The organism is Staphylococcus sp. McC-251-APC-3A2 (assembly GCF_009695665.1).
GTDB lineage: Bacteria > Bacillota > Bacilli > Staphylococcales > Staphylococcaceae > Staphylococcus > Staphylococcus cohnii.
On the sequence record NZ_VUNO01000001.1, the window covers coordinates 146,960 to 172,569 of the forward strand.

Consider the following 25,610-nt stretch of genomic DNA (forward strand, 5'->3'; position numbering starts at 1 on the left):
TTGATTTCATATTAGTGCTCTTATTTTTATTGAATAAAGCAATGTAAAATGGAAAATTGAGATGTCTGTTTAATAAAGTGAAGTTAAAGGTATGATAAAGTATAGTTGTTTTGACAATATGAGATAAAGTAAAAGGAAACGCTTTCGTATTGTAAAATGTTTTTTTACTATAATTAAAAACGTTTACATGAGTTACTAAGCCTTATTTTAATGGCACCTTCTATGATTTTATGGTATTTTTAGAATAAGAAATACATGTTAGAAAGGTATGTCGTCATGAAAAAAATTGCAGTGTTGACTAGCGGTGGAGATTCACCAGGCATGAACGCGGCTATTAGAGCTGTTGTTAGAAAAGCGATTTATAATAATATTGAAGTTTATGGTGTTTACCAAGGCTATCAAGGATTATTAAACGATGATATCGAGAAGTTAGAGCTCGGTTCTGTTGGTGATACAATCCAACGTGGCGGAACTTTTCTGTATTCAGCGAGATGTCCTGAATTTAAAGAAGCAGAAGTTCGGAAAAAAGCTATAGATAACTTACGTAAAAGAGGAATTGAAGGACTAGTAGTTATCGGCGGAGACGGTAGCTATAGAGGTGCTCAACGTATAAGTGAAGAATGTAAAGAAATTCAAACGATAGGAGTACCAGGTACAATTGATAATGATATCAATGGTTCAGATTTTACAATAGGATTTGATACTGCTTTAAATACCATTATAGATTGTGTTGATAAAATTCGTGATACGGCCTCAAGTCACGCAAGAACATTTATCATTGAAGTTATGGGTCGTGATTGTGGAGACTTAGCTCTATGGGCTGGACTTTCAGTTGGGGCAGAAACAATTATTGTCCCAGAAGTAGAAACGGATATTAAAGATGTAGCAGAGAAAATTGATAATGGGATAAGACGTGGAAAAAAACATTCCATTGTTATGGTTGCAGAAGGTTGTATGTCTGGAGAAGATTGCGCAAAAGAATTGACAAAGTACATTAATGTTGATGCGCGTGTATCTGTACTTGGCCATATCCAACGTGGTGGCAGTCCAAGTGGCGCAGATAGAGTACTTGCTTCACGATTAGGTGGACATGCTGTAGACTTATTGCTAGAAGGAAAAACAGCAATTGGTGTTGGTATCCGCAACAATGAATTAACAGACACATCATTTGAAGAAATATTCAGATCAAATGAACACAAATTTGATTTTGAAACTTTTGCTTTAGCAAATGAATTATCGATATAAAATACTGGGAGGCATTAATAATGAGAAAAACTAAAATTGTTTGTACAATAGGACCTGCATCAGAGTCTGAAGAAATGCTAGAGAAATTAATTAAGGCTGGAATGAATGTTGCGAGATTGAATTTCTCACATGGTGATCATGCAGAACATAAAGCTAGAATTGATAGAATTCGTGAAGTATCTCATAGATTGGGCAAAACAGTCGCTATATTATTAGATACTAAAGGTCCTGAAATCCGTACTCACAACATGAAAGATGGTGCTATTGAACTTGAAAAAGGTACGGAAGTCATCGTAAGTATGACTGAAGTTGAAGGTACACCAGAAAAATTCTCAGTAACTTACGATAATCTAATAAATGATGTTCAAGAAGGTTCATATATTTTATTAGATGATGGTCTTATTGAATTACAAGTAAAACAAATAGACAAAGCTAACGGTGAAGTTGTTTGTGATGTTTTAAATACTGGAGAGTTAAAAAATAAAAAAGGTGTAAACTTACCGGGTGTTAAAGTAAGTTTACCTGGCATTACAGATAAAGATGCTGAAGATATTAAATTCGGTATAAGTGAAAATATTGACTTTATCGCTGCAAGTTTTGTTCGTCGCCCAAGTGATGTATTAGATATTCGTAGATTACTTGAAGATGGTAAAAATACAAACATTAACATTATTCCTAAAATTGAAAATCAAGAAGGTATAGATAACATTAAAGAGATACTTGAAGTTTCAGACGGTTTAATGGTTGCACGTGGTGATATGGGTGTTGAAATACCACCTGAATCAGTACCAATGGTGCAAAAAGATTTAATCAGACAATGTAATAAATTAGGTAAACCAGTTATCACAGCGACGCAAATGTTAGATTCAATGCAACGTAACCCTCGTGCGACACGTGCTGAAGCAAGTGACGTTGCGAATGCCATCTATGACGGTACAGACGCAGTTATGCTTTCAGGCGAAACTGCTGCTGGATTATATCCAGAAGAAGCAGTTAAAACAATGCGTAATATTGCAATTTCAGCTGAAGCTGCACAAGATTATAAACGATTATTATCAGATCGTACTAAATTAGTGCAAACTTCATTAGTTAATGCAATTGGTGTTTCAGTAGCGCATACTGCTTTAAATTTAAATGTAAAAGCGATAGTCGCAGCAACTGAGAGTGGGTCAACTGCTAGAACAATTTCTAAATATCGTCCTAAATCAGATATTATTGCAGTTACACCTCATGCTGAAACTGCGCGTCAATGTGCATTAGTTTGGGGTATACATCCTGTTGTTAAAGAAGGACGTAAAACAACAGATGCTATGCTGAACACAGCAGTTGCTACAGCGGTTGAAACTGAAAAAGTTCAAAATGGTGATTTAATCATTATTACAGCAGGCGTACCTACTGGTGAAAAAGGAACTACGAATATGATGAAATTACATTTAGTAGGTGATGAGTTAGCTAAAGGTCAAGGTATCGGTAGAAACTCAGTAGTTGGAAATACTTTAGTAGTTAATGATGCGAGTGAACTTGAAGGCAAAGATTTAAGTGAAACGGTCATTGTAACAACTTCTGTGGATGAAACACTCGTCCCTTATATTGAAAAAGCAAGTGGCTTAATTGCTGAAGAAAGTGGTATTACGTCACCAAGTGCAATTATAGGCCTAGAAAAAGGTATTCCAACAATTGTAGGTGTTGAAAATGCGACTAAAGAGATACAAAATGACATCTTGATTACTGTAGATGCAAATCAAGGTAAAGTATTCGAAGGATATGCGAACGTTCTTTAATCATATTGGCGTTTCCATTAGTCTTTATCCATGCATTAAGCAGCATAAATGACGATATAAATAAAATGAGAGGTTAGGACATAAATCCTCATTCTCAAAATAAGAGGACCAATCCATACTAAGGATTGGTCCTCTTTATATTTAAAAGCTTACGATTTTGATCGTGCATGCTTGCCTGGGGATATGGCTCGAGCCTGTAGTCTCTCATTCATATCATTCCCTGGGCGTCCACACGATGCAAAATTTCTATAAGTGATGTGTTTTAATACAATAGAAAAAAGCTTCGTATTATTTAACTAATACAACTAATAGAAAGTCATATTTTTAATTAACCAAAAGATATAACTTAATATGAATACATATGATTCTTATATTTAAAATATTACGCTTTTGATTGTGTATGCTTGTCTGGGGATGTGCCTCGAGCCTGTAGTCTCTCGCTCATATTATTTCTCCAGGCGTCAGCACATTACAAAATCGGTACAATTTATATTTTGTTATTCAAAAAAATAAGGCCTTTCGTATAATTTAATAAATCCCACTAAATTAAATTAACGAAGTGCCTTATGTATAAAAATTATTACATGACTCAACATACACTACCAATGGAAACTTCCGTTCTTTCTTACATAAAAAGATTGCGCTTATGGAGAGAGTATAAAACGTATAAATAACTCGAAATTGAATGTACATTTTAACAATCTTGTTATGATATATACAACGAAAATTAAAATACACAAACATTATAGTTCTAGACAAAACATATTGATTGTCTTTCATTCACTTTGTATAAAGCAAAGCCCAAGACTATTTTTATGTCTTGGGCGTTTGTATCAACTAGTTGAAATAGTAAAGTCGTTATGCAAGATTAATGATGCAGTTATTTTACTTCTGAACTTGCGATTTTTTTGTATCTTAGATACATAAGACTCAAGATGATAAACCAAATAGGTGTTAAATAGACTGCTCTTCTTGTTTCTACATTTACAAAAAGTAAGCAAAACACTAAAAAGAAGAAAGCCAAAATGATATATCCTATATATTTACCACCAAATAATTTATATGTAGCATTTTTGTGCATTTCTGGATTTTGGCGATGATAATTAATATAAGCAACTATGATTAGAGCCCAAACGACTAAAAACAACACTGTAGAAACGGTTGTAATATACGTGAATACTAAAGTTGCATTTGGAATAATGTAATTTAATAATGCTGAAATTAATAATAATGCACATGATACTAAGATAGCTATATGAGGTACTCCATTTTTGTTTGTTTTTTCAAAAATAGGCGGTGCTTGCTTTTGATTTGAAAGTCCAAATAACATACGACTGTTTGAAAATATACCGCTATTACAAGAAGAAGCAGCAGCTGTTAATACTACAAAGTTAATGATTCCTGCTGCAAATGGAATACCGATTAAAGCAAATAATCTGACAAAGGGACTTTCTTCAGGATTAATATTGTTCCAAGGGATGATGGACATAATTACAGTCAATGCACCGACATAAAAGATTAAGATTCTAATCGGAACACTATTGATTGCTTTTGGAATGGTTTTAGTTGGATCTTTTGTTTCACCAGCCGTTACTCCGATTAATTCAATTCCTACAAAAGAAAAGAGTGCCATTTGGAATGACATTAAAAATCCATTAATTCCTTTAGGAAAAATACCATGTTGATATAAATTGGTTAATGAAGTATGTCCAAATTGTGTGTCGTATGCCATGATAATCATTACCACACCAACGACGATAAGTGCCAAGATTGTAACTACTTTAATGATTGAGAACCAGAACTCTAGTTCACCGAAAAGTTTAGCACTCAGTAAATTTAATGACATTAAAATTAATACACAAAATAGAGCACTTATCCAATTAGGTATATGTGGAAACCAGAAACTAACATATTTTGCAACTGCTGTTACCTCGGCCATACCTGTGATAATCCAGCACAACCAATACGTCCATCCGGTAACAAACCCAGCAAATGAACCTATATATTGATTTGTCACATCAGCAAAGGATTTAAAATCTGTATTTGTTACAAGAATTTCTCCTAAGCCACGCATAAACATAAACAACATAAATCCTATAATGATATATGTAAGTAAAATAGAAGGACCTGTTAATGCTATGGTTTGACCGGCACCTAAGAAAAGTCCTGTACCGATTGCGCCTCCAATTGCAATTAACTGTATATGTCTATTGCTGAGTTCTCTTTGTAGCTGTTGTTTTGCCATAAGTTTTAACTCCTTTATTAAGTTATTTATTATTATGATACGCAATCTAAAATAAAACAATACTTTTTTATAGTTGTATCTCAAAAAAGTCAGTGTAATATTATATTAATAATTTGTTATTAATCATGATAACCAATTAAAAACTTTGATAAATTGAAGAAAGGGTAATTACATATTAGAATGATGATATAACAACGTTCATTAATTATGACGTGTTTATGGGCATATAAACAAATTATCGTTTCTTAATGATTAATCAGGACTTTAAACGGAAATATTCACAAAAACGTAAATATTGGCTATAATAGTTTATGAAAGCCGTTTCATTATGAAATAGAAAAGGGGAATATATATGGCAGAGTTACAAAAAGGTTTAGAAGGGGTAATTGCAGCAGAAACAAAAGTGAGCTCAATCATTGATAGTCAACTTACATATGCTGGCTATGAAATTGATGATTTAGCCGAAAATGCTGAATTTGAAGAAGTTGTCTTTTTATTATGGCATTACAGATTACCTAATAAAGAAGAACTACAAACATTTAAAGAAAAACTCTTTAAGTATATGACATTAAATCCTAGAGTGTATAATCATTTTAAAGAATATGCTACTAGTAATGTACATCCAATGACAGCGCTAAGAACATCAGTGTCTTACGTTGCACACTTTGATGAACATGCTGAGGATGAAAGTGAAGATCAAACAATGGAACGTGCAGTGCGTATCCAAGCTAAAATCGCCTCACTTGTTACAGCGTATGCTAGAGTTAGAGAAGGTAAAGAACCTGTCAAACCTAATAGTGATTTAAATTATGCCGGGAACTTCTTATATATGTTACGTGGTGAATTGCCAACAGATATAGAAGTTGAAGCATTTAATAAAGCATTGGTACTACATGCAGATCACGAGTTGAATGCGTCTACCTTTACTGCTAGATGTGCAGTGTCCTCATTATCAGATATGTATTCAGGTATTGTAGCAGCTGTCGGATCTTTAAAAGGTCCATTACACGGTGGGGCAAATGAACGTGTGATGAGCATGCTATCAGAAGTTAAATCTATTGATGATGTAGACGAATACATCGATAATAAAATTAAAAATAAAGAAAAAATAATGGGATTCGGTCACCGTGTATATAAAAATGGTGATCCAAGAGCGAAATTCCTGAAAGAGATGAGTAGAAAAATCACATCAGAAACAGGTCAAAGTCAGTTATTTGATATATCTGTAAAAATAGCTGATAAAATGAAAGAAGAAAAAGGCCTTATCGCCAATGTGGACTTCTATAGTGCAACTGTATATCACAGTATGAATATTGAACATGATTTATTCACACCTATTTTTGCAGTTAGCAGAACTTCAGGTTGGATTGCACATATTCTTGAACAATACAGAGACAATAGAATTATGCGTCCAAGAGCACAATATATTGGTGAAACTAATAGAACATATGAACCAATTGAAGAAAGATAATTACGAATTAGCATTTTGAAAAATATTACAAATGACGGAGGTATTTTTACATGGCAGGAGAAAAAGTAGTAAAATCAGCAGAAGGGTTAACTGTACCAAATAACCCTATCATTCCTTATATTATTGGTGACGGTATCGGTCCAGATATTTGGTCAGCTGCTAGCAGAGTCATCGACGCAGCTGTAGAACAAGCTTATAATGGTGAAAAGAAAATTGAATGGAAAGAAGTACTTGCTGGTCAAAAAGCTTATGATGAAACAGGCGAATGGTTACCGCAAGAAACTTTAGATACAATTAATGAATATTTAATCGCAATTAAAGGACCACTAACTACACCAATCGGTGGGGGTATTCGTTCATTAAACGTTGCACTACGTCAAGAACTTGATTTGTTTACTTGTTTAAGACCAGTTCGTTGGTTCCAAGGCGTTCCATCACCAGTTAAACGTCCGGAAGATACTGATATGGTTATTTTCCGTGAAAACACAGAAGATATCTATGCTGGTATTGAGTTTAAAGAAGGTACTCCAGAAGTTAAAAAATTAATTGAATTCTTACAAGATGAAATGGGCGCTAAAAATATCAGATTCCCTGAAACATCAGGAATTGGTGTAAAACCAGTATCTAAAGAAGGCACAGAGCGTTTAGTACGCGCAGCAATTCAATATGCTCTAGATAATAATCGTAAATCTGTAACTTTAGTTCATAAAGGTAATATCATGAAATTTACAGAGGGTGCTTTCAAACAATGGGGTTATGATTTAGCACATAATGAATTTGGTGATAAAGTATTTACTTGGCAACAATATGACGAAATTGTTGAAAAAGACGGTAAAGAAAAAGCAAATGAAATTCAAGAACAAGCTGAAAAAGACGGTAAAATTATTATTAAAGATTCTATTGCAGACATTTTCTTACAACAAATATTGACACGCCCTGCAGATCACGATGTTGTTGCTACGATGAATCTTAATGGTGACTATGTGTCAGACGCCTTAGCAGCACAAGTTGGCGGCATTGGAATTGCACCAGGAGCAAATATTAACTATGAAACAGGCCATGCGATATTTGAAGCAACGCACGGTACTGCTCCAAAATATGCTGGTTTAAATAAAGTTAACCCATCTTCTGAAATTTTAAGTGCTTCATTAATGCTTGAACACTTAGGTTGGCAAGAAGCTGCTGATAAGATTACTGAGTCTATTGAAAAAACAATTGCTTCAAAAGTTGTTACTTATGACTTTGCACGTTTAATGGACGGTGCAAAAGAAGTATCTACTTCTGAATTCGCTGATGAATTAATCAAAAATATTAAATAAATTAACAACAAATAGTATAACGAAGCATTTTTCAAATGAAGATGCATCATTTTACTTAAGAGCGAGAATAAGAAATCACTTTTATAATGATTTCTATCTCGCTCTTTTTTATTTTGCTTGAATTCACGTTACTAACTAGCAACGCTTGGCCTTAATATGGTTAAATTGAAACAATTATTAGTTTTAATATAAAGTTAATGTTAAGTTAGTATTAACATAAACAATATTATTTATTTGAAATGCTGGAGATAGATTCATTGAAGAATTGTTTAAGAAGACGATACAAATTCTTTGTTCATTCTTTACAAATAACTAATTATTTTCTATTTATTAAGTTTATGTAAAAAAACTTTTAAGTATGTTATTTTTATTAAAATTTACGTTATAATTAATTTGTAATCATAAAATTGGAGGTATACTATGTCACAAAAAGTACTTGTAGTAGATGATGAGCAATCAATTGTAACCTTGTTAAAATATAATTTAGAGCAAGCTGGATACATAGTGGATGTTGCCTATGATGGTGAAGAAGCATTAGAAAAAGTGAATACTGTAAATCCGGAATTGGTTGTATTAGATGTTATGCTTCCTAAAAAAGATGGTATCGAAGTTTGTAAAACAATTCGATCTGATAAAAATTTAGTAACAATTTTGATGTTAACTGCTAAAGATGATGAATTTGATCGTGTGTTAGGTTTAGAGCTTGGTGCAGACGATTATATGACTAAACCGTTTTCACCGAGAGAGGTTGTTGCAAGAGTTAAAGCTATTTTAAGACGCTCTGCAATGATCAATGAAGCAGTACCAGTTGAAAATGATGAGGATGATATTTTAATTGGTTCTATAAGAATTAGACCAGAATATTTTGAAGTTTATCGCGAAGATGAATTATTAGAACTCACGCCTAAAGAGTTTGAACTGTTACTTTACCTTATTGAAAGACAAGGCAGAGTAATCACGCGAGAACATATGTTAAATTCTGTTTGGAATTATGAATTTGCAGGTGATTCAAGAATTGTGGATGTACATATAAGTCATTTAAGAGATAAATTAGAAGAGAATCCAAAACAACCTAAATTGATAAAAACAGTTAGAGGTTTAGGTTATAAATTGGAAAGACCTAAAGTCTAATGTTAAAGTTTCACCAAAGACTCTTATTTTTATTATGTACCATCGTTATCATTAGTTTTGTTGCATTAGGTGCAATAATTACACATGTCATTTATAATACTGTCATTTCAAGCCAACAAGGTGATTTAGAGCATCAAGCACAACATTTAGTCAGTTTATATAATCATGATAAAACAGATGAAATCAAAGATATTGCAAAAAACGAAAATTTTACATTTATACTCACGAAAGATAACGATGAAGTGTTTTCCACAAAAGAAAGAACCCAATTTAACGACGACATTAATAATGAAGCGAATCCTTCTAAAATAATTTACGATAAATTTGGGGATGATCGAAGATACACTTTTAAAACATCGATAAGAGATAAAGATGTGATTATCAGTGGTATTAATAATCAAATCCTAGAATTACAAATAGGTATATGGAAATATGTTGGCTTAATTGGATTATTTGTTTTGGTTATTATTTTCTTTGTCGTCAGAAGCATTAATAGAACTTACATTAGACCCATTAATGAAGTGACATATGCTACCAATCTTTTAGCTGAAGGTTATTATCATGTAAGAGTTCCAGAAAGTAATGTAAAAGAAACAAGGGAACTATTCGTCACTACTAATGAGCTAGCCAGAAGATTACAACGCTTAAATCATAAGCAAAAGTTGCAATCTAATCGCTTGAAAACAACGATAGAAAATATACCTAGTTCAATTTTAATGATTGATAAATATGGAGAAATTGTAATTGCCAATAAATCATATTACGATGTGTTTAGTCCAGACAATGTTGTAGAACATAAAAGTTATATTGATTTTATAGATCCAGAGATACAAAAGTTAATCGCTGCAGCATTTAAAGTTGAAAAACCAACATATGATCAAATCGAGTTGACGATTGACCAAGTCCATCAAAAATATTTTGACACAGCATGTATTCCAATTTTATCTAAAAATAAAAAGAATCTTTACGGTATGGTTGTTGTACTACATGATATTACGAATTTGAAAAAGTTGGAAAATTTAAGACGTGAATTTGTGGCTAATGTATCCCATGAATTGAAAACACCAATCACATCTATAAAAGGTTTTGCTGAAACACTGTTAGATGGTGCAAAAGATGATGAGCAAACATTAAATGACTTTTTAAAAATTATTTCTAAAGAATCAAATCGTATTGAAACATTAGTATATGACTTGTTAGATTTATCTCATGTTGAACAACAAACGCAATTGGAAACAGAGCCAACAAGTTTGTCTGAAATTGCTGAATCAACAATGAGGCATATGCAAAATATCGCAGAAAGTAAAAATATAACAATCGTTAATGAAATTGAACCAGATATTATTATTGAAGCGAATAAAGATAAAGTTTCGCAAGTTGCACTTAATTTACTTTCGAACGCGATAAGTTATTCTAAAGTATCTGGAGAAGTCATCGTGCGCGTTTTCAAAGAAGGTAATAAGCGCATGCTTGAAGTTCAAGATTTTGGTATTGGCATTAGCCAGCAAGATCAAAAACATATATTTGAACGCTTTTATCGTGTAGATAAAGCACGTAGTAGAGATTCTGGAGGTACTGGTTTAGGTTTATCTATTACGAAACATATTATGGAAGCGCATCAAGGTAGAATTAATGTGTTTAGTGAGCCGGAAAAAGGATCTACCTTTAGAGTCACATTTTTTGAATAAAATAATAACTACAATCGATTTAACCATAAATGGTCAAGGTTAAATCGATTGTTTTATTTTGTTAATGTAAAATACGATAGAAATAGATATTTAATCAATTTGATGATGCTTGTGTTGTCTTGTGCATGTGTAAAGATGCACAGGGATGAATAATAGGATAGAGCATTAATTGAGCTGAAATGCATACGCTTGCATCAGTCGTACAAGTACATAAAATTAAAAAGTAGGCCTTTATCAGTAACTAACAATATAATGGTGATTAACTGAGATGCTCAATTTGACGCAACCTCATCGAATGAATACGGATTGTCCTATAATTTATGATAAAATGAAAAGTAAATATGTGTTGGAGGTTAAAATATTGAACAAATTAATTTTAATTGATGGAAACAGTTTGAGCTTTAGAGCTTTTTATGCGTTACCATTATTACAAAATAAAGCTGGTATTCATACGAACGCCGTTTATGGTTTTGCAATGTTGTTGGAAAAGATAATTAAAGAAGAACAGCCCACACATTTTTTAGTCGCTTTTGATGCTGGGAAAACAACATTTAGGCACGCGCAATATAGTGAATATAAAGGTGGACGACAATCCACTCCTCCAGAACTTAGTGAGCAATTTCCATACGTGAGACAACTATTGGATGCTTATCGTATCAAACGTTACGAATTAGAAAACTATGAAGCAGATGATATTATAGGTACATTAAGTAAACAAGCTAATCAGGAAAACTTCCAAACAATAATCATTACAGGAGATCGTGATTTAACTCAATTAGCAACAGATGATGTAACGATTTATTATACTAAAAAAGGTGTTACAGACGTCGATCATTATACACCAGCGTTTATAGCTGAAAAGTATAGTGGTCTAACACCGAAACAAATTATCGACATGAAAGGTTTAATGGGTGACACTTCAGATAATATTCCTGGAGTAGCTGGTGTCGGAGAAAAAACAGCAATTAAGCTATTGAAGCAATTTTCAACTGTTGAAAATGTATACGATCATCTAGATGAAGTATCAGGAAAAAAACTGAAAGAAAAACTTGAAAATAGTAAAGATGATGCTTTAATGAGTAAAACATTAGCAACAATCAATTGTGATAGCCCGATTGATGTATCGTTAGAGGATACAAAATTACCGGATCATTCAGAAACTGAGGATAAAATTGAACTATTTAAAAAGTTAGAATTCAATCAACTCTTAGATCAGATGGATGCTTCAAATAATGTATCTGAAGTTCAAGACATGGATATTGAAATAGAAGACGATTTTACAAACATTGATTTCAACTCATTAGAAGCAGCTACCATCCATTTTGAATTGGATGGTGCCAACTACTTAAAGGATAATATTTTGAAATTTGGCTTGTTTGATGGCCAACATTATATCGTAGTTAATGCAGAACAATTAGCACAGAATCAATCATTAATTGCTTGGCTTGAAGACGATAAGACTGAAAAGATCGTTTATGATGCCAAAAAATCTTATATTGTAGCACATCGACTCGGTATTAGTATTAAGCATATTGTGTTTGATGTGATGTTAGCAAGTTACATTATTGATCCTTCACGCACAATAGATGACGTGAATTCTGTGGTGTCAAACTACGGTCAACATTATGTCCAATCAAGTGTAACGATATATGGAAAAGGCAAGAAAAAACAGATACCTACAGATGATGTATTAAATCCTTATGTGGGTTCTATTATCAATGCTATCAGTCAAGTTAAACCAAAGATTCAACAACAATTGGATGAATATAATCAAACCGATTTACTGTATGATTTAGAATTACCATTAGCACAAATATTAAGTGAAATGGAAGAAACTGGAATTTATACAGAAATCAGTGAATTGCAACAAATGGAAACAGAAATTCAAAGCAAATTAGATGTATTAATTGATAATATCTATGATGCTGCTGGTGAAAAGTTTAATATTAACTCACCAAAACAATTAGGTGTCGTATTATTTGAAACATTAAAATTACCTGTGATTAAAAAGACTAAGACAGGATACTCTACTGCAGTTGATGTGTTAGAACAGTTGCAAGGGGAACATCCAATCATAGAATATATTTTAGAATATAGACAATTAGCGAAATTACAATCTACGTATGTTGAAGGGTTACAAAAAGTGATTGCTGAAGATAATCGTATTCATACTCGTTTCAATCAAACATTGGCTCAAACAGGACGTTTATCATCAATTGATCCAAATCTTCAAAACATACCAGTACGTTTAGAAGAAGGTCGAAAAATTAGAAAAGCATTTAAATCAAGTGATAAAAATAATGTTATATTTTCAGCCGATTACTCACAAATTGAATTAAGAGTATTGGCACATATAACGCAAGATGAAAGTTTGAAACAAGCGTTCATCAATGATGAAGATATCCACACAGCCACAGCGGTAAAAGTATTTGATGTAGATCCTGAAAATGTAGATAGTTTAATGCGTAGACAAGCAAAAGCCGTGAATTTTGGTATCGTATATGGTATAAGTGACTATGGTTTAAGCCAAAGTTTAGGTATAACTAGAAAACAAGCTAAAAAATTCATAGATGATTATCTAGATAGTTTCCCTGGCGTCAAACAATATATGGAAGACATAGTTAAAGACTGTAAAGCACAAGGCTATGTAGAAACACTACTTCATAGAAGACGCTATATTCCAGATATCACTAGTAGAAACTTTAATTTAAGAGGTTTTGCTGAAAGAACAGCGATGAACACACCTATACAGGGTAGCGCAGCAGATATTATCAAACTTGCGATGGTACATTTTGCTAATGAGGTTAAACATACAGATTTTCATGCTCAGCTATTATTACAAGTTCACGATGAATTGATTTTTGAATTACCAGAAGAAGAAGTAGATGACTTTGAAAAATTCATTGAAAAAATAATGGATAATGCATTGAAGTTAGATGTTCCATTGAAAGTTGAATCTAGTTATGGACAAACATGGTATGACGCGAAATAGAAAGAGGGGAATATAGTGCCTGAACTACCTGAAGTTGAACATGTTACAAGAGGAATAAGACCTTTTGTACAAGGGCAAAAAATTGAGGATGTTATTTTCTCTGATAAAGTGATAGAAGGAAAAAATAGTCAAAAAGAAACGATTATTAAAGGTCTATCATTAGATACATTCAAAAAGTTTACTGAGGGCTACACGATTAATAATATTGAAAGACGTAGTAAGTATATTGTCTTTTATATTCAAAATAATTCAACACAAAGAATTCTTATTAGTCATTTAGGTATGGCTGGTGGTTTTTTTGTTGTAGATCATATAGAAGACATCAGTACTCCTAATTATCGTAAACATTGGCATGTTATTTTTAAATTAGATAATGACAAACTATTAGTTTATTCAGATATTCGCAGATTTGGAGAGATTAGAAATGTTGCTTCATTTGAAGGATATCCATCATTTTTAGAAATCGCACCAGAACCTTTTGAGCAAGAAGCACTACCACATTATATGTCTTGGTTTGATAAAAAATTATATCTAAACAAACCAATCAAACAAATGATACTAGACCATAGAGTGATTTCAGGTTGTGGTAACATCTATGCTTGTGAAGCATTGTTCCGAGCTGGCATTCACCCAGCACGTATATCTAAGGATTTAAATCATCAAGAAAAAGAAATGTTATTTTATTATGTTCGAGAAGTACTAGAAGCGGGTATAAAATATGGTGGTACCAGTATTTCAGATTATCGACATGCGGATGGAAGTACTGGTACAATGCAACAATATTTAAATGTATATAAACAAAAGACATGTAAAGTGTGCGGAAATGATATTGAGACACAAATTATTGCAACACGCAATAGTCATTTCTGTCCTGTATGTCAAAAATGAAGGAAGAGTGAAATTATGCCTAAAGTTATTGGATTAACTGGTGGTATCGCATCAGGAAAATCAACTGTTTCAGAATTGTTAACAGCACATGGTTTTAAAATTGTAGATGCAGATATTGCATCACGTAAAGCTGTTGAAAAAGGTTCTGAAGGACTTGAGCAAGTTCGTGCAACATTCGGAGAAGATGCAATTGATGAAGATGGTAATATGGACCGTGGATATGTAGGAGATATCGTCTTCAACTACCCCGAAAAAAGATTAGAATTAAATGAAATCGTCCATCCGATTGTTAGAAACATTATGGAACAAGAAAAAGAAGCGTTTTTAAAAGATGGCTATAATGTAATTATGGACATTCCGTTACTTTATGAAAATGAATTACAAGATACAGTAGATGAAGTATGGCTTGTTTATACTTCAGAAAGTATACAAATAGATAGATTAATGCAACGCAATGATATTTCTATGGAGGATGCAAAGGCACGGGTTTATAGTCAAATATCCATAGACAAAAAACGCAGAATGGCAGACCATGTCATCGATAATCGAGATTCTAAATTAGATTTAAAACAAAATTTAGAACAATTATTGACCGATGAAGGCTATATTGAAAGTGAAACAGGTCATTCGCAAGAAATATAAATATCAAATGTGTGTATTAAAAACATACGCACTTAATTCCTTCAAAGTGGACATTTAATAAATGAAAACTTTGGAGGGATTTTTTTATACATTTATAGAGATTTTGTAACGTGCAGATTATGGAGGAATAATAAGAATCAGAGGCTACAGGATTGAACCATACCATCAGGCAAGCATGCATGAAAAATCACAGGTTTGAAATATCAAAGAAATAAATGATGATTTTATAAAAAATTAATCGTTTAGAAAACTATAATTTTAACTGTTTTAAGATTTTTAAATTTTTATTCAAGAAAACGCTTTCGCATTTATCGATTTATGTTATACTAATTCCATAAAGTATAACACTAAAACGAGGGGTGCTTCGAATGACGACAAATATTGCAATTAATGGAATGGGTAGGATAGGTAGAATGGTATTAAGAATAGCGCTTAAAAACGAAAATATGAATGTAGTCGCGATTAATGCCAGCTATCCACCGGAAACAATTGCTCACCTAATCAATTATGATACGACACATGGTAACTACGATTTAAAAGTAGAACCTATTGAGAATGGTATAAAAGTCGATGAACAAGAAATTAAACTTGTAGCTGACAGAAATCCAGAAAATTTACCGTGGGCTGAACTTGATGTAGATATTGTAATTGAAGCTACTGGTAAGTTTAATCATGGAGATAAAGCAGTGGCTCATATTACTGCTGGAGCTAAAAAAGTATTGTTAACAGGACCATCAAAAGGTGGAGATGTTCAAATGATTGTTAAAGGTGTGAATAACGATCAATTGGACATTGAAAAATATGATATCTTTAGTAATGCTTCTTGTACAACGAATTGTATTGGACCTGTAGCTAAAGTGCTTAATGACCAATTTGGTATTCAAAATGGTTTAATGACAACAGTACATGCTATTACCAATGATCAAAATAATATCGATAACCCACATAAAGATTTACGACGTGCACGTTCATGCAATGAAAGTATTATTCCTACTTCGACAGGCGCTGCTAAAGCACTAAAAGAAGTTTTACCTGAACTAGAAGGAAAACTTCACGGTATGGCTTTAAGAGTGCCAACTAAAAATGTATCATTAGTTGATTTAGTAGTTGATTTAGATACTAATGTGACAGTAGAACAAGTTAATGATGCTTTCAGAAATAACACATTAGAAGATGTGATTGCTACTGAAGATGCGCCACTTGTATCTATGGATTTTAACACAAATCCACATTCAGCCATTATCGATACGCAAAGTACAATGATTATGGGTGATAATAAAGTGAAAGTGATAGCTTGGTATGATAACGAATGGGGTTATTCAAATAGAGTTGTTGATGTCGCTGAAGAAATTGGTCAATTACTAAAAAGTAATGTATCAACTGTTGTTAATTAATAGTGTAATTACTGTTAGAGTTTTACATGATTATTACTTTGTAATTGCTTAATCAAGAAAAATAATTTATTGTTAACTTATATCTAAACCTCTCGTTAAAGTGAAATAATATTTTCACTTTAACGAGAGGTTTTAACTTTAAATATGAAGAACAAGTGAATCTAAATAAATAAATGAAATTATTGTGTAATACCATTCTTTTGTGGCTTAAGGATTTATAGTATAATGAATGGTAATCAAATTGAGAGGGTGGTAATTCGATGAAATGCCCGAAATGTAGTTCAACGCACTCTCGCGTTGTAGATTCACGACATGCTGATGAAGTAAATGCGATTAGACGTAGAAGAGAATGTGAACAATGCGGCACAAGGTTTACTACGTTTGAACATATTGAAAAAAGACCGTTAATCGTTGTGAAAAAAGATGGTACACGTGAGCAATTTTTGCGTGAAAAAATACTCAATGGCTTGGTGCGCTCTTGTGAAAAAAGACCTGTGCGTTATCAACAATTAGAAGATATTACTAATAATGTGGAGTGGAAACTAAGAGATGAAGGACGTGCTGAAATATCTTCAAGAGAAATTGGGGAACACGTCATGAATTTATTAATGCATGTAGATCAAGTTTCTTATGTGCGTTTTGCATCTGTTTACAAAGAATTTAAAGATGTTGATCAATTATTACAATCAATGCAAGGGATTTTAGCAGAAAACAAACGGAGTGATTCTTAAATGGGATTACAATCCTATGATTATGGTTTAAGACCACAAGATGACTTTCATGTGTTACGTCATTTTTATTTAAACCATAAGCATTTAGAAATTCTAAATAGATTATTTACGCCGATGATTGGATCAAATGCAATCGGTTTGTATCATTATTTGAATCAATTTGTAGAATTTAAACAAGATGTTGTCTTGACTCATTATATTATTATGAATGAATTGAAAATAAATCTACTTGAATTCAGGAAAGAAATGGATTTGTTAGAAGGCATAGGTTTATTAAAATCTTTTGCTCATCATTCTAATCAACACTCTTCTTTCGTTTACAAACTCATACAACCACCATCAGCACAACAATTTTTTAATGATCCTATGCTATCTGTATATCTATATAGCCAAGTAAGCAAGCAACGTTACTTACAATTGAAATCACATTTTGAGGATCAAATGTCTATTGATTTAAATCAGTACCAAGATGTTACACGCACATTTACTGATGTGTTTAAAGTTCCTAACCAAGCACTCACTGAGGATGAACAGATGATTGAAGGTGAAGAAACTTATGGTGGCATGGATTTGTCTAATGTGAATTTTGATTTTGAAGTACTTTATGATTTATTACAAAATCATTTTATTAGCACTAAAATGATTGATGGTGAAGCTAAAGCGCTGATCACACAAATTGCGACTTTATATGGTTTGACACCAGAAGCAATGAAACGCATTATTTTAAAATCAATCACTAGTGCACAAGAACTTTCTTATGAAGAGATGCGTAAACATGCTAGAACGTATTATCTTATAGAGCATGAGCAACAGCTTCCCAAATTAAATGCTAAAAAATCAAATTATATCAATGATGATAACACGGAAAATAAAAATCATATTAAAGATGATTCAAAAAATTGGTTAAAGCAATTGGATGAAACCAGTCCTATTGATATGCTTGCTTCGTGGTCAGAATCTGAACCGACGACTCAACAAAAATATATGGTCGAAGAATTAATGGAGAGAGAACAATTACCGTTTGGTGTGATTAACATACTTTTACAATTTGTAATGCTAAAAGAAGATATGAAACTCCCTAAAACCTATATCTTTGAGATTGCATCAAATTGGAAAAAAAAAGGCATCAAAACTGCAGAGGAAGCATATCATTATGCTAAAAAGGTAAATCAACCTACATTCAATCAATCAAATCAAACTAAAAGTGGTAGTTATAAACCTAAGCAACTCGTTTCTAGAGAAATGACGCCTAAGTGGCTAGAAGAAAGGGATAGTAAAGACACGAAAAGCCAAAGTTTAGAAAATCATACTAATCCAGATGAGGATGAAGCATTAAAACGAGACCGTGAAGCATTGTTAAAACGATTAAATAGCAAGCGAGAGGAGGAGTAATATATGAAGTCTTTCAATCATATTATGGGTGATTCTAAAGATTTAAGTAAGCGAATTGAAAAGATAAAAAAAGATGTTATCAATGATTCTGACGTTAAGACGTTTCTAGAATCGCATCAATCTGAAGTGACGAATGCGATGATTGATGAAGATTTGAATATTTTACAAGAATATAAGGATCAAGAAAAACATTATGATGGACATGCTTTTAAAGATTGCCCTAATTTTGTTAAAGGTCACGTACCTGAATTATATGTAGAAAATCAACACATTAAGATTCGTTACTTGCCTTGCCCATGTAAAATTAAACATAATGAAGAAAAATTCGATGCACATTTAATTGCCTCACATCATATGCAACGAGATACATTAAATGCCAAATTAAGCGATATTTATATGGATAAGAGAGACCGTATAGATGTCGCAATGGCAGCAACGGATATTTGTGAAAAAATAGTAGAAAAAGCACCCCAAGTTAAAGGTTTATATATACACGGTCCTTTTGGTACAGGCAAGTCATTTATCTTAGGTGCAATTGCCAATGAATTAAAAGTTGAAAAAGTACCTTCTACGATTGTATATTTACCAGAATTTATTCGCTCTTTAAAAGGCGGGTTTAAAGATGGTAGTTTCGAATCAAGACTTGCGAAAGTACGTGAATCACATGTATTAATGTTGGATGATATTGGTGCTGAAGAAATAACACCTTGGGCGAGAGATGAAGTGATTGGTCCATTATTACATTATAGAATGGTTCAAGAGTTACCAACGTTCTTTAGCTCTAACCTAAGTTTTGAAGAATTAGAATATCATCTTTCTGTTACGCGTAATGGTACAGAAAAAACAAAAGCAGCTAGAATTATGGAAAGAATTAAATCTTTAGCAACACCATATTTTTTGGAAGGCAAAAATTATCGTAACGATTGAATTATAAAAAAAATGTTGTATAATATAATTAAATCTAAATCAAGCGAAATAAAATGAAGACATGATAGGTAAATGATTACTTCACAGAGAACCAATGTGTGATGAGAATTTGGTAAGTATCATTATCTGTTACTACTTCATTATAGATGTTTTAATCAACATCCGGCTCAAGACCGTTAACTTATGTAGAGTAAAGTTGTTTCATTCTTACAGAAATAACTTTAATTAGGGTGGTACCACGAAGACCTCGTCCCTTTTAGGGATGGGGTCTTTTTGTTTTACATTTGTAATTATGTCCTTTTCGCTATGATTTAAGGCAAGTATAAATAGGAGGAATTTAAATGGCTCAAATAAATATAACTTTTCCAGATGGTAATGCGAAAGCATTTGAAAAAGGAATTACTACTGAAGAAATTGCGCATTCAATCAGTCCAGGTTTAAGAAAAAAGGCAGTTGCAGGTAAATTAAACGGACAACTCATTGATTTAACAAGACCCATTGAAACAGATGGTGAAATTGAAATTGTAACACCTGGTAGTGATGAAGCTTTAGAAGTTTTACGCCATTCTACTGCACATTTAATGGCACAAGCATTAAAACGTTTATACGGAGATGTGAAATTTGGTGTAGGTCCAGTAATTGATGGTGGTTTTTATTATGACTTTGATATGACTGAAAGTGTGTCATCCGATGATTTTGAAAAAATTGAAAAAACAATGAAACAAATTGTTAATGAAAACTATCCTATAGAGCGAAAAGTAGTTTCGAGAGATGAAGCTAAAACATTTTTTGCAGATGATCCATATAAGCTAGAATTAATAGATGCCATTCCAGAAGATGAAAATGTTACTTTATATTCGCAAGGTGAATTTACTGATTTATGTCGTGGTGTTCATGTACCGTCTACTTCCAAAATTAAAGAATTTAAGCTTTTATCAACTGCAGGTGCATATTGGCGTGGAGACAGCGATAATAAAATGCTTCAACGTATATACGGTACTGCTTTCTTCGATAAAAAAGATTTAAAAGCACATTTACAAATGTTAGAAGAACGTAAAGAACGCGATCACCGTAAAATTGGTAAAGAGCTAGAATTATTCTCAAATAATCAATTAGTAGGTGCTGGGTTACCATTATGGTTGCCAAACGGTGCAACAATTCGCCGTGAAATTGAACGATATATTGTAGATAAAGAAGTGAGCATGGGTTATGATCATGTTTATACACCAGTGATGGCTAATGTAGATTTATATAAAACATCAGGGCATTGGGATCATTATCAAGAAGACATGTTCCCAACTATGAAATTAGATGAAAATGAAGAAATGGTGTTAAGACCTATGAACTGTCCTCATCATATGATGATCTATGCTAATAAACCACATTCATATCGCGAATTACCAATTCGAATTGCTGAATTAGGTACAATGCATCGTTATGAAGCAAGTGGTGCTGTTTCTGGGTTACAACGTGTTAGAGGAATGACTTTAAATGATGCACATATTTTTGTAAGACCAGACCAAATAAAAGAAGAGTTCAAACGGGTTGTTAATTTAATCGTCGATGTTTATGAGGACTTTGGGTTTGAAAATTATAAATTCCGCTTAAGTTACAGAGATCCAGAGGATAAAGAAAAGTACTTTGATGATGAAGAAATGTGGAATAAAGCAGAAAGTATGTTGAAAGAAGCGGCTGATGAACTTGGTTTAGAATACGAAGAAGCTATTGGTGAAGCGGCATTTTATGGTCCTAAGTTAGATGTCCAAGTTCAAACAGCTATGGGTAAAGAAGAAACATTATCAACAGCACAATTAGACTTTTTACTACCTGAAAAATTTGAATTATCATATATAGGAAAAGACGGTGAGCAACATAGACCTGTAGTCATCCATCGTGGCGTTGTTTCGACAATGGAACGCTTTGTTGCATTTTTAACAGAAGAAACTAAAGGCGCTTTCCCTACATGGTTAGCGCCAAAACAAGTTGAAATTATCCCTGTAAATGTGGACTTGCATTATGATTACGCTAGACATTTGCAAGATGAACTTAAATCACAAGGCGTAAGAGTCGAGATAGACGATAGAAATGAGAAAATGGGATACAAAATTAGAGAAGCTCAAATGCAAAAAATCCCTTATCAACTTGTAGTTGGAGATAAAGAAATGGAAAATAATGAAGTGAATGTTAGAAAATATGGTTCTCAAGATCAAGAAACGGTTGAAAAAGAGTCATTTATTTGGGACTTGGTAGATGAAATCAGACTTAAAAAACAAAGATAACCTTGAAAGTAATCTTGAAATCATGTATATTAAATCTTAGTGAAATAAAAAAATAAAAAAATTGAGTTAGAGGTTGCGTTTTTAATCAGTAACAATCCGGAAGCTATTTGGAGCGTATGTAGGATTTGTGAAAGGTGAAAATGCCGAAACCAAAAGTGACCATTTGCGCTATTGGTTGGGTCAGTTCTCGAAAGGGACTGGACTGTCACATATGTGATGTGCTACCTATATAAATGCTATTACTAAAATGGTTGCATATCTAATAGGTATGTAACCATTTTATTTTAGGTTAAAGATTATTATTCATACTAAAACGGGAAATTTAAAGCAAATTGATTAAATAACATGTATATTCCAATATTTACGTTATTAATAACTATAAAAGTATAATTATAATCGCATAGTAAGTTGGCCTCTAAGTTTAAAGGAAAGGGAGCATCTATGGCAAAAGAAGGAAATCAAAATAATGGAGTTAAAAGAGGACTAAAAGATCGTCATATATCCATGATAGCAATTGGTGGTTGTATTGGTACTGGTTTGTTTATGACTTCTGGTGGTGCAATTCATGATGCAGGCGCCTTGGGTGCATTACTTGCATATGCAATTATTGGTGCAATGGTATTTTTCCTTATGACATCTTTAGGAGAAATGGCTACTTATTTACCTGTTTCTGGGTCATTTAGTACATATGCTACGCGTTTCGTTGACCCATCACTTGGTTTTGCATTGGGATGGAATTATTGGTTCAACTGGGTTATTACAGTTGCTGCAGACGTTACAATTGCTGCACAAGTGATTCAATATTGGACACCACTTTCAGGTATACCAGCATGGAGTTGGAGCTGTTTGTTCTTAATGATTATATTTGGACTAAACGCATTGTCCGTTAGGGTATATGGCGAAAGTGAATACTGGTTTGCATTAATTAAAGTTGTTACAGTTATTATCTTTATCGGAATTGGTCTACTTACTATTCTAGGTATTATGGGTGGAGAATTCGTAGGTTTTGACACATTCACTAAAGGTGGAGGGCCAATTCTTGGTGACGGATTAGATGGTAGCCTACTAACAATCCTTGGGGTATTCTTAGTTGCAGGATTCTCATTCCAAGGTACTGAATTAATCGGTATTACAGCTGGTGAATCAGAAAACCCAGAACGAGCAGTGCCTAAAGCAATTAAACAAGTGTTTTGGAGAATATTGATTTTTTATATATTAGCAATTTTTGTAATCGGTATGTTAATACCATATGATAGCTCGGCGTTAATGGGCGGTGGAGATGATATTTCAACTTCGCCATTTACATTAGTATTCCAAAATGCAGGATTGGCTTTCGCTGCTTCATTTATGAATGCGGTTATCTTAACATCAGTATTATCAGCAGGTAATTCTGGAATGTATGCATCGACTAGAATGCTATACTCTATGAGTAAAGATAAATTAGCCTATCCAATTTTTGGTAAAACAAATAGAAACGGTGTTCCATATGTATCGCTAATCACGACAGCAATCATTGTCGTAGGTATCTTTATATTACAACATTTGAGTGGTGACGCTTATGAATATATCGTTGCTGCAAGTGGTATGACTGGCTTTATCGCATGGGTAGGTATTGCGGTTAGTCATTATAGATTTAGAAAAGCATTTGATAAGCAAAATTATGATAAATCTAAATTAAAATACAAAGCTAAATTATTCCCATTTGGTCCAATCTTTGCTGGTATACTTTGTGTGCTAGTCATTATTGGACAAGATGTTGATTTTATCAAAACAGGTGAATTTAACTTGAATCGTTTTGTAATCACGTATATGGGTATTCCGGTATTTCTTGCTTTCTTTATTTATCATAAATTGCGTTATAAAACTAGAATGGTTCCATTAGAGAAAGTGAACTTACATCAAGATGTAGATATGGACGAAATTAAATAATAATTAAAACAAACTGTTGACTTATATTAATATTGTTGCTAATATAGGTAATGTTGAATACGAAACGAACCAAGTAGAAGCTCCCGCTTCTCACCTGTGGCGACGCAAATGCAGTTGGCAGGTCTATATATACATGGAAATATCATGTGTAGAGAAGAGCGGGTATATTATATACTCGCTCTTTTTGCTTGGGATAATTTCGTAAAAATCTTGGAGGTGTCAACCATAGCAAAAGATCAGACTCAAGTTAACGAAAAGATTCGCGCAAAAGAATTACGTTTGATAGGGCAAGATGGAGAACAAATTGGTGTTAAATCAAAATCCGAAGCCCTAGAAATGGCTGAAAGAGTAGGTTTAGATGTAGTCTTAATGGCTCCAAATGCTAAACCACCTGTTGCAAGAATTATGGATTACGGTAAATACAGATTCGAACAACAGAAAAAAGAAAAAGAAATGAAGAAGAAACAAAAAACAATTAACCTTAAAGAAATTCGCTTAAGTCCAACAATTGAGGAACATGATTTCCAAACTAAATTGAAAAATGGACGTAAGTTCTTAGAAAAAGGCGATAAATGTAAAGTTTCTATTCGCTTCAGAGGACGTGCGATTACGCATAAAGAAATTGGTCAACGAGTTTTAGAAAAATTCGCTGAAGAATGTAAAGATATCGCAACTATTGGGCAAAGACCTAAAATGGACGGCCGTCAAATGTTCATTATGCTTAACCCGATAAATGAAAAATAATACTAGATAATACAGGAGGAAATGAATCATGCCTAAAATGAAAACACACCGTGGAGCTGCTAAACGTGTTAAAAGAACTGCTTCAGGTCAATTAAAACGTTCAAGAGCTTTTACTTCACATATGTTTGCAAATAAAACGACTAAACAAAAACGTAAATTACGTAAAGCTTCATTAGTACACAAATCAGACATGAAACGTGTAAAACAATTATTATCTTATAAAAAATAATTAACGAGTTAGCGTGAGAAATAACGAAAATATTAAGCATGTACACATTTTAAGGAGGAATTTATTATGCCACGAGTAAAAGGTGGAACAGTAACAAGAGCTCGTCGTAAAAAGACGATTAAATTAGCTAAAGGTTACTTCGGTGCGAAACGCACATTATACAAAGTTGCAAAACAACAAGTAATGAAATCAGGACAATACGCTTTCCGTGACCGTCGTCAAAGAAAACGTGACTTCCGTAAATTATGGATTACACGTATTAATGCTGCAGCACGTCAACATGATATGAGTTATTCAAGATTAATGAACGGCTTGAAAAAAGCTGATATCGACGTTAACCGTAAAATGCTTTCTGAAATCGCAATTTCAGATGACAAAGCTTTCGGTGAATTAGTAGCTAAAGCTAAAGAAGCTTTAAAATAATTTTAAAATAAAGCCTGGGACACCATATTGTCTCAGGCTTTTATGTGGTATTAGCAAAGCGTAAGTACTTTAAAATAGAGAGGCTTGAGCGAATACCAATATAATAATTATTTTTAACTCAGAGATTGGAATATGAGATGATTAAAAATTTCACTGCTGG

19 protein-coding genes, 1 riboswitch and 1 other annotated feature are annotated in these 25,610 nt (G+C 32.9%); of the genes, 18 read left to right on the forward strand and 1 reads right to left on the reverse strand.

The window, feature by feature from the left end; all coding sequences use genetic code 11:
• Positions 1-276 precede the first annotated feature (276 nt).
• Both pfkA and pyk read left to right on the forward strand, forming a co-directional pair.
• The gene (gene pfkA / locus FYJ81_RS00830) at positions 277-1,245 is read left to right on the forward strand and encodes a 6-phosphofructokinase (RefSeq protein ID WP_019468622.1); all 969 of its coding nucleotides are present in this window, start codon (positions 277-279) and stop codon (positions 1,243-1,245) included.
• A gap of 20 nt (positions 1,246-1,265) precedes the next feature.
• A complete protein-coding gene (gene pyk, locus FYJ81_RS00835; RefSeq protein WP_107383776.1) occupies positions 1,266-3,026 on the forward strand; it encodes a pyruvate kinase in 1,761 nt (586 codons plus the stop codon).
• A gap of 880 nt (positions 3,027-3,906) precedes the next feature.
• Here the strand turns inward: pyk and FYJ81_RS00840 are convergent.
• A complete protein-coding gene (locus tag FYJ81_RS00840) occupies positions 3,907-5,271 on the reverse strand; it encodes an amino acid permease (RefSeq protein ID WP_107383775.1) in 1,365 nt (454 codons plus the stop codon).
• Between the two features lie 352 nt (positions 5,272-5,623).
• Here FYJ81_RS00840 and FYJ81_RS00845 point away from each other — a divergent pair, with 352 nt between their 5' ends.
• The 16 genes from FYJ81_RS00845 (at position 5,624) to rplT (ending at position 25,450) form a co-directional block, all read left to right on the forward strand.
• Positions 5,624-6,742, forward strand: coding sequence for a citrate synthase (locus FYJ81_RS00845; protein WP_019468626.1), 1,119 nt, complete (start codon positions 5,624-5,626; stop codon positions 6,740-6,742).
• Positions 6,743-6,792: 50 nt separating this feature from the next.
• Positions 6,793-8,061: an NADP-dependent isocitrate dehydrogenase gene (gene icd / locus FYJ81_RS00850; RefSeq protein ID WP_107383774.1), complete on the forward strand. Its 1,269-nt coding sequence runs from the start codon at positions 6,793-6,795 to the stop codon at positions 8,059-8,061.
• Positions 8,062-8,481: 420 nt separating this feature from the next.
• On the forward strand, positions 8,482-9,192 hold the full coding sequence (locus tag FYJ81_RS00855) for a response regulator transcription factor (RefSeq protein WP_154409219.1): 711 nt from the start codon (positions 8,482-8,484) through the stop codon (positions 9,190-9,192).
• Positions 9,192-10,880, forward strand: a complete 1,689-nt coding sequence (gene pnpS, locus FYJ81_RS00860; protein ID WP_107383773.1) for a two-component system histidine kinase PnpS — start codon at positions 9,192-9,194, stop codon at positions 10,878-10,880. The genes FYJ81_RS00855 and pnpS overlap by 1 nt, the downstream gene beginning before the upstream one ends.
• Before the next feature lie 361 nt (positions 10,881-11,241).
• Positions 11,242-13,872: a DNA polymerase I gene (polA, locus tag FYJ81_RS00865; protein ID WP_107383772.1), complete on the forward strand. Its 2,631-nt coding sequence runs from the start codon at positions 11,242-11,244 to the stop codon at positions 13,870-13,872.
• Between the two features lie 15 nt (positions 13,873-13,887).
• Positions 13,888-14,760 carry a bifunctional DNA-formamidopyrimidine glycosylase/DNA-(apurinic or apyrimidinic site) lyase gene (gene mutM, locus FYJ81_RS00870; protein WP_107383771.1) on the forward strand — a complete coding sequence of 291 codons (873 nt, stop codon included), beginning with the start codon at positions 13,888-13,890 and terminating at the stop codon, positions 14,758-14,760.
• 15 nt (positions 14,761-14,775) lie between these two features.
• Positions 14,776-15,402: a dephospho-CoA kinase gene (coaE, locus tag FYJ81_RS00875; protein WP_154409220.1), complete on the forward strand. Its 627-nt coding sequence runs from the start codon at positions 14,776-14,778 to the stop codon at positions 15,400-15,402.
• A gap of 368 nt (positions 15,403-15,770) precedes the next feature.
• On the forward strand, positions 15,771-16,796 hold the full coding sequence (gene gap, locus FYJ81_RS00880) for a type I glyceraldehyde-3-phosphate dehydrogenase (RefSeq protein WP_107383770.1): 1,026 nt from the start codon (positions 15,771-15,773) through the stop codon (positions 16,794-16,796).
• 260 nt (positions 16,797-17,056) lie between these two features.
• Positions 17,057-17,527 carry a transcriptional regulator NrdR gene (gene nrdR / locus FYJ81_RS00885; protein WP_040030011.1) on the forward strand — a complete coding sequence of 157 codons (471 nt, stop codon included), beginning with the start codon at positions 17,057-17,059 and terminating at the stop codon, positions 17,525-17,527.
• On the forward strand, positions 17,528-18,919 hold the full coding sequence (locus FYJ81_RS00890; RefSeq protein WP_107384308.1) for a replication initiation and membrane attachment family protein: 1,392 nt from the start codon (positions 17,528-17,530) through the stop codon (positions 18,917-18,919).
• Positions 18,920-18,922: 3 nt separating this feature from the next.
• Positions 18,923-19,846: a primosomal protein DnaI gene (gene dnaI / locus FYJ81_RS00895; protein ID WP_154409221.1), complete on the forward strand. Its 924-nt coding sequence runs from the start codon at positions 18,923-18,925 to the stop codon at positions 19,844-19,846.
• 341 nt (positions 19,847-20,187) lie between these two features.
• Complete coding sequence (thrS, locus tag FYJ81_RS00900) at positions 20,188-22,125, forward strand: threonine--tRNA ligase (protein WP_107384310.1); 1,938 nt, start codon at positions 20,188-20,190, stop codon at positions 22,123-22,125.
• A 59-nt stretch (positions 22,126-22,184) separates the two neighbouring features.
• Positions 22,185-22,357, forward strand: a riboswitch (Lysine riboswitch).
• Between the two features lie 209 nt (positions 22,358-22,566).
• Positions 22,567-24,054 (forward strand): amino acid permease, encoded by a 1,488-nt coding sequence (locus FYJ81_RS00905; protein WP_019468475.1) that lies wholly within the window; start codon positions 22,567-22,569, stop codon positions 24,052-24,054.
• A gap of 65 nt (positions 24,055-24,119) precedes the next feature.
• Positions 24,120-24,247: a sequence feature (ribosomal protein L20 leader region), on the forward strand.
• A 23-nt stretch (positions 24,248-24,270) separates the two neighbouring features.
• Positions 24,271-24,798 carry a translation initiation factor IF-3 gene (infC, locus tag FYJ81_RS00910; protein ID WP_107384326.1) on the forward strand — a complete coding sequence of 176 codons (528 nt, stop codon included), beginning with the start codon at positions 24,271-24,273 and terminating at the stop codon, positions 24,796-24,798.
• Positions 24,799-24,826: 28 nt separating this feature from the next.
• Positions 24,827-25,027, forward strand: a complete 201-nt coding sequence (gene rpmI / locus FYJ81_RS00915; RefSeq protein ID WP_019468477.1) for a 50S ribosomal protein L35 — start codon at positions 24,827-24,829, stop codon at positions 25,025-25,027.
• A gap of 66 nt (positions 25,028-25,093) precedes the next feature.
• Positions 25,094-25,450 (forward strand): 50S ribosomal protein L20, encoded by a 357-nt coding sequence (gene rplT / locus FYJ81_RS00920; RefSeq protein ID WP_019468478.1) that lies wholly within the window; start codon positions 25,094-25,096, stop codon positions 25,448-25,450.
• Positions 25,451-25,610: the final 160 nt, after the last annotated feature.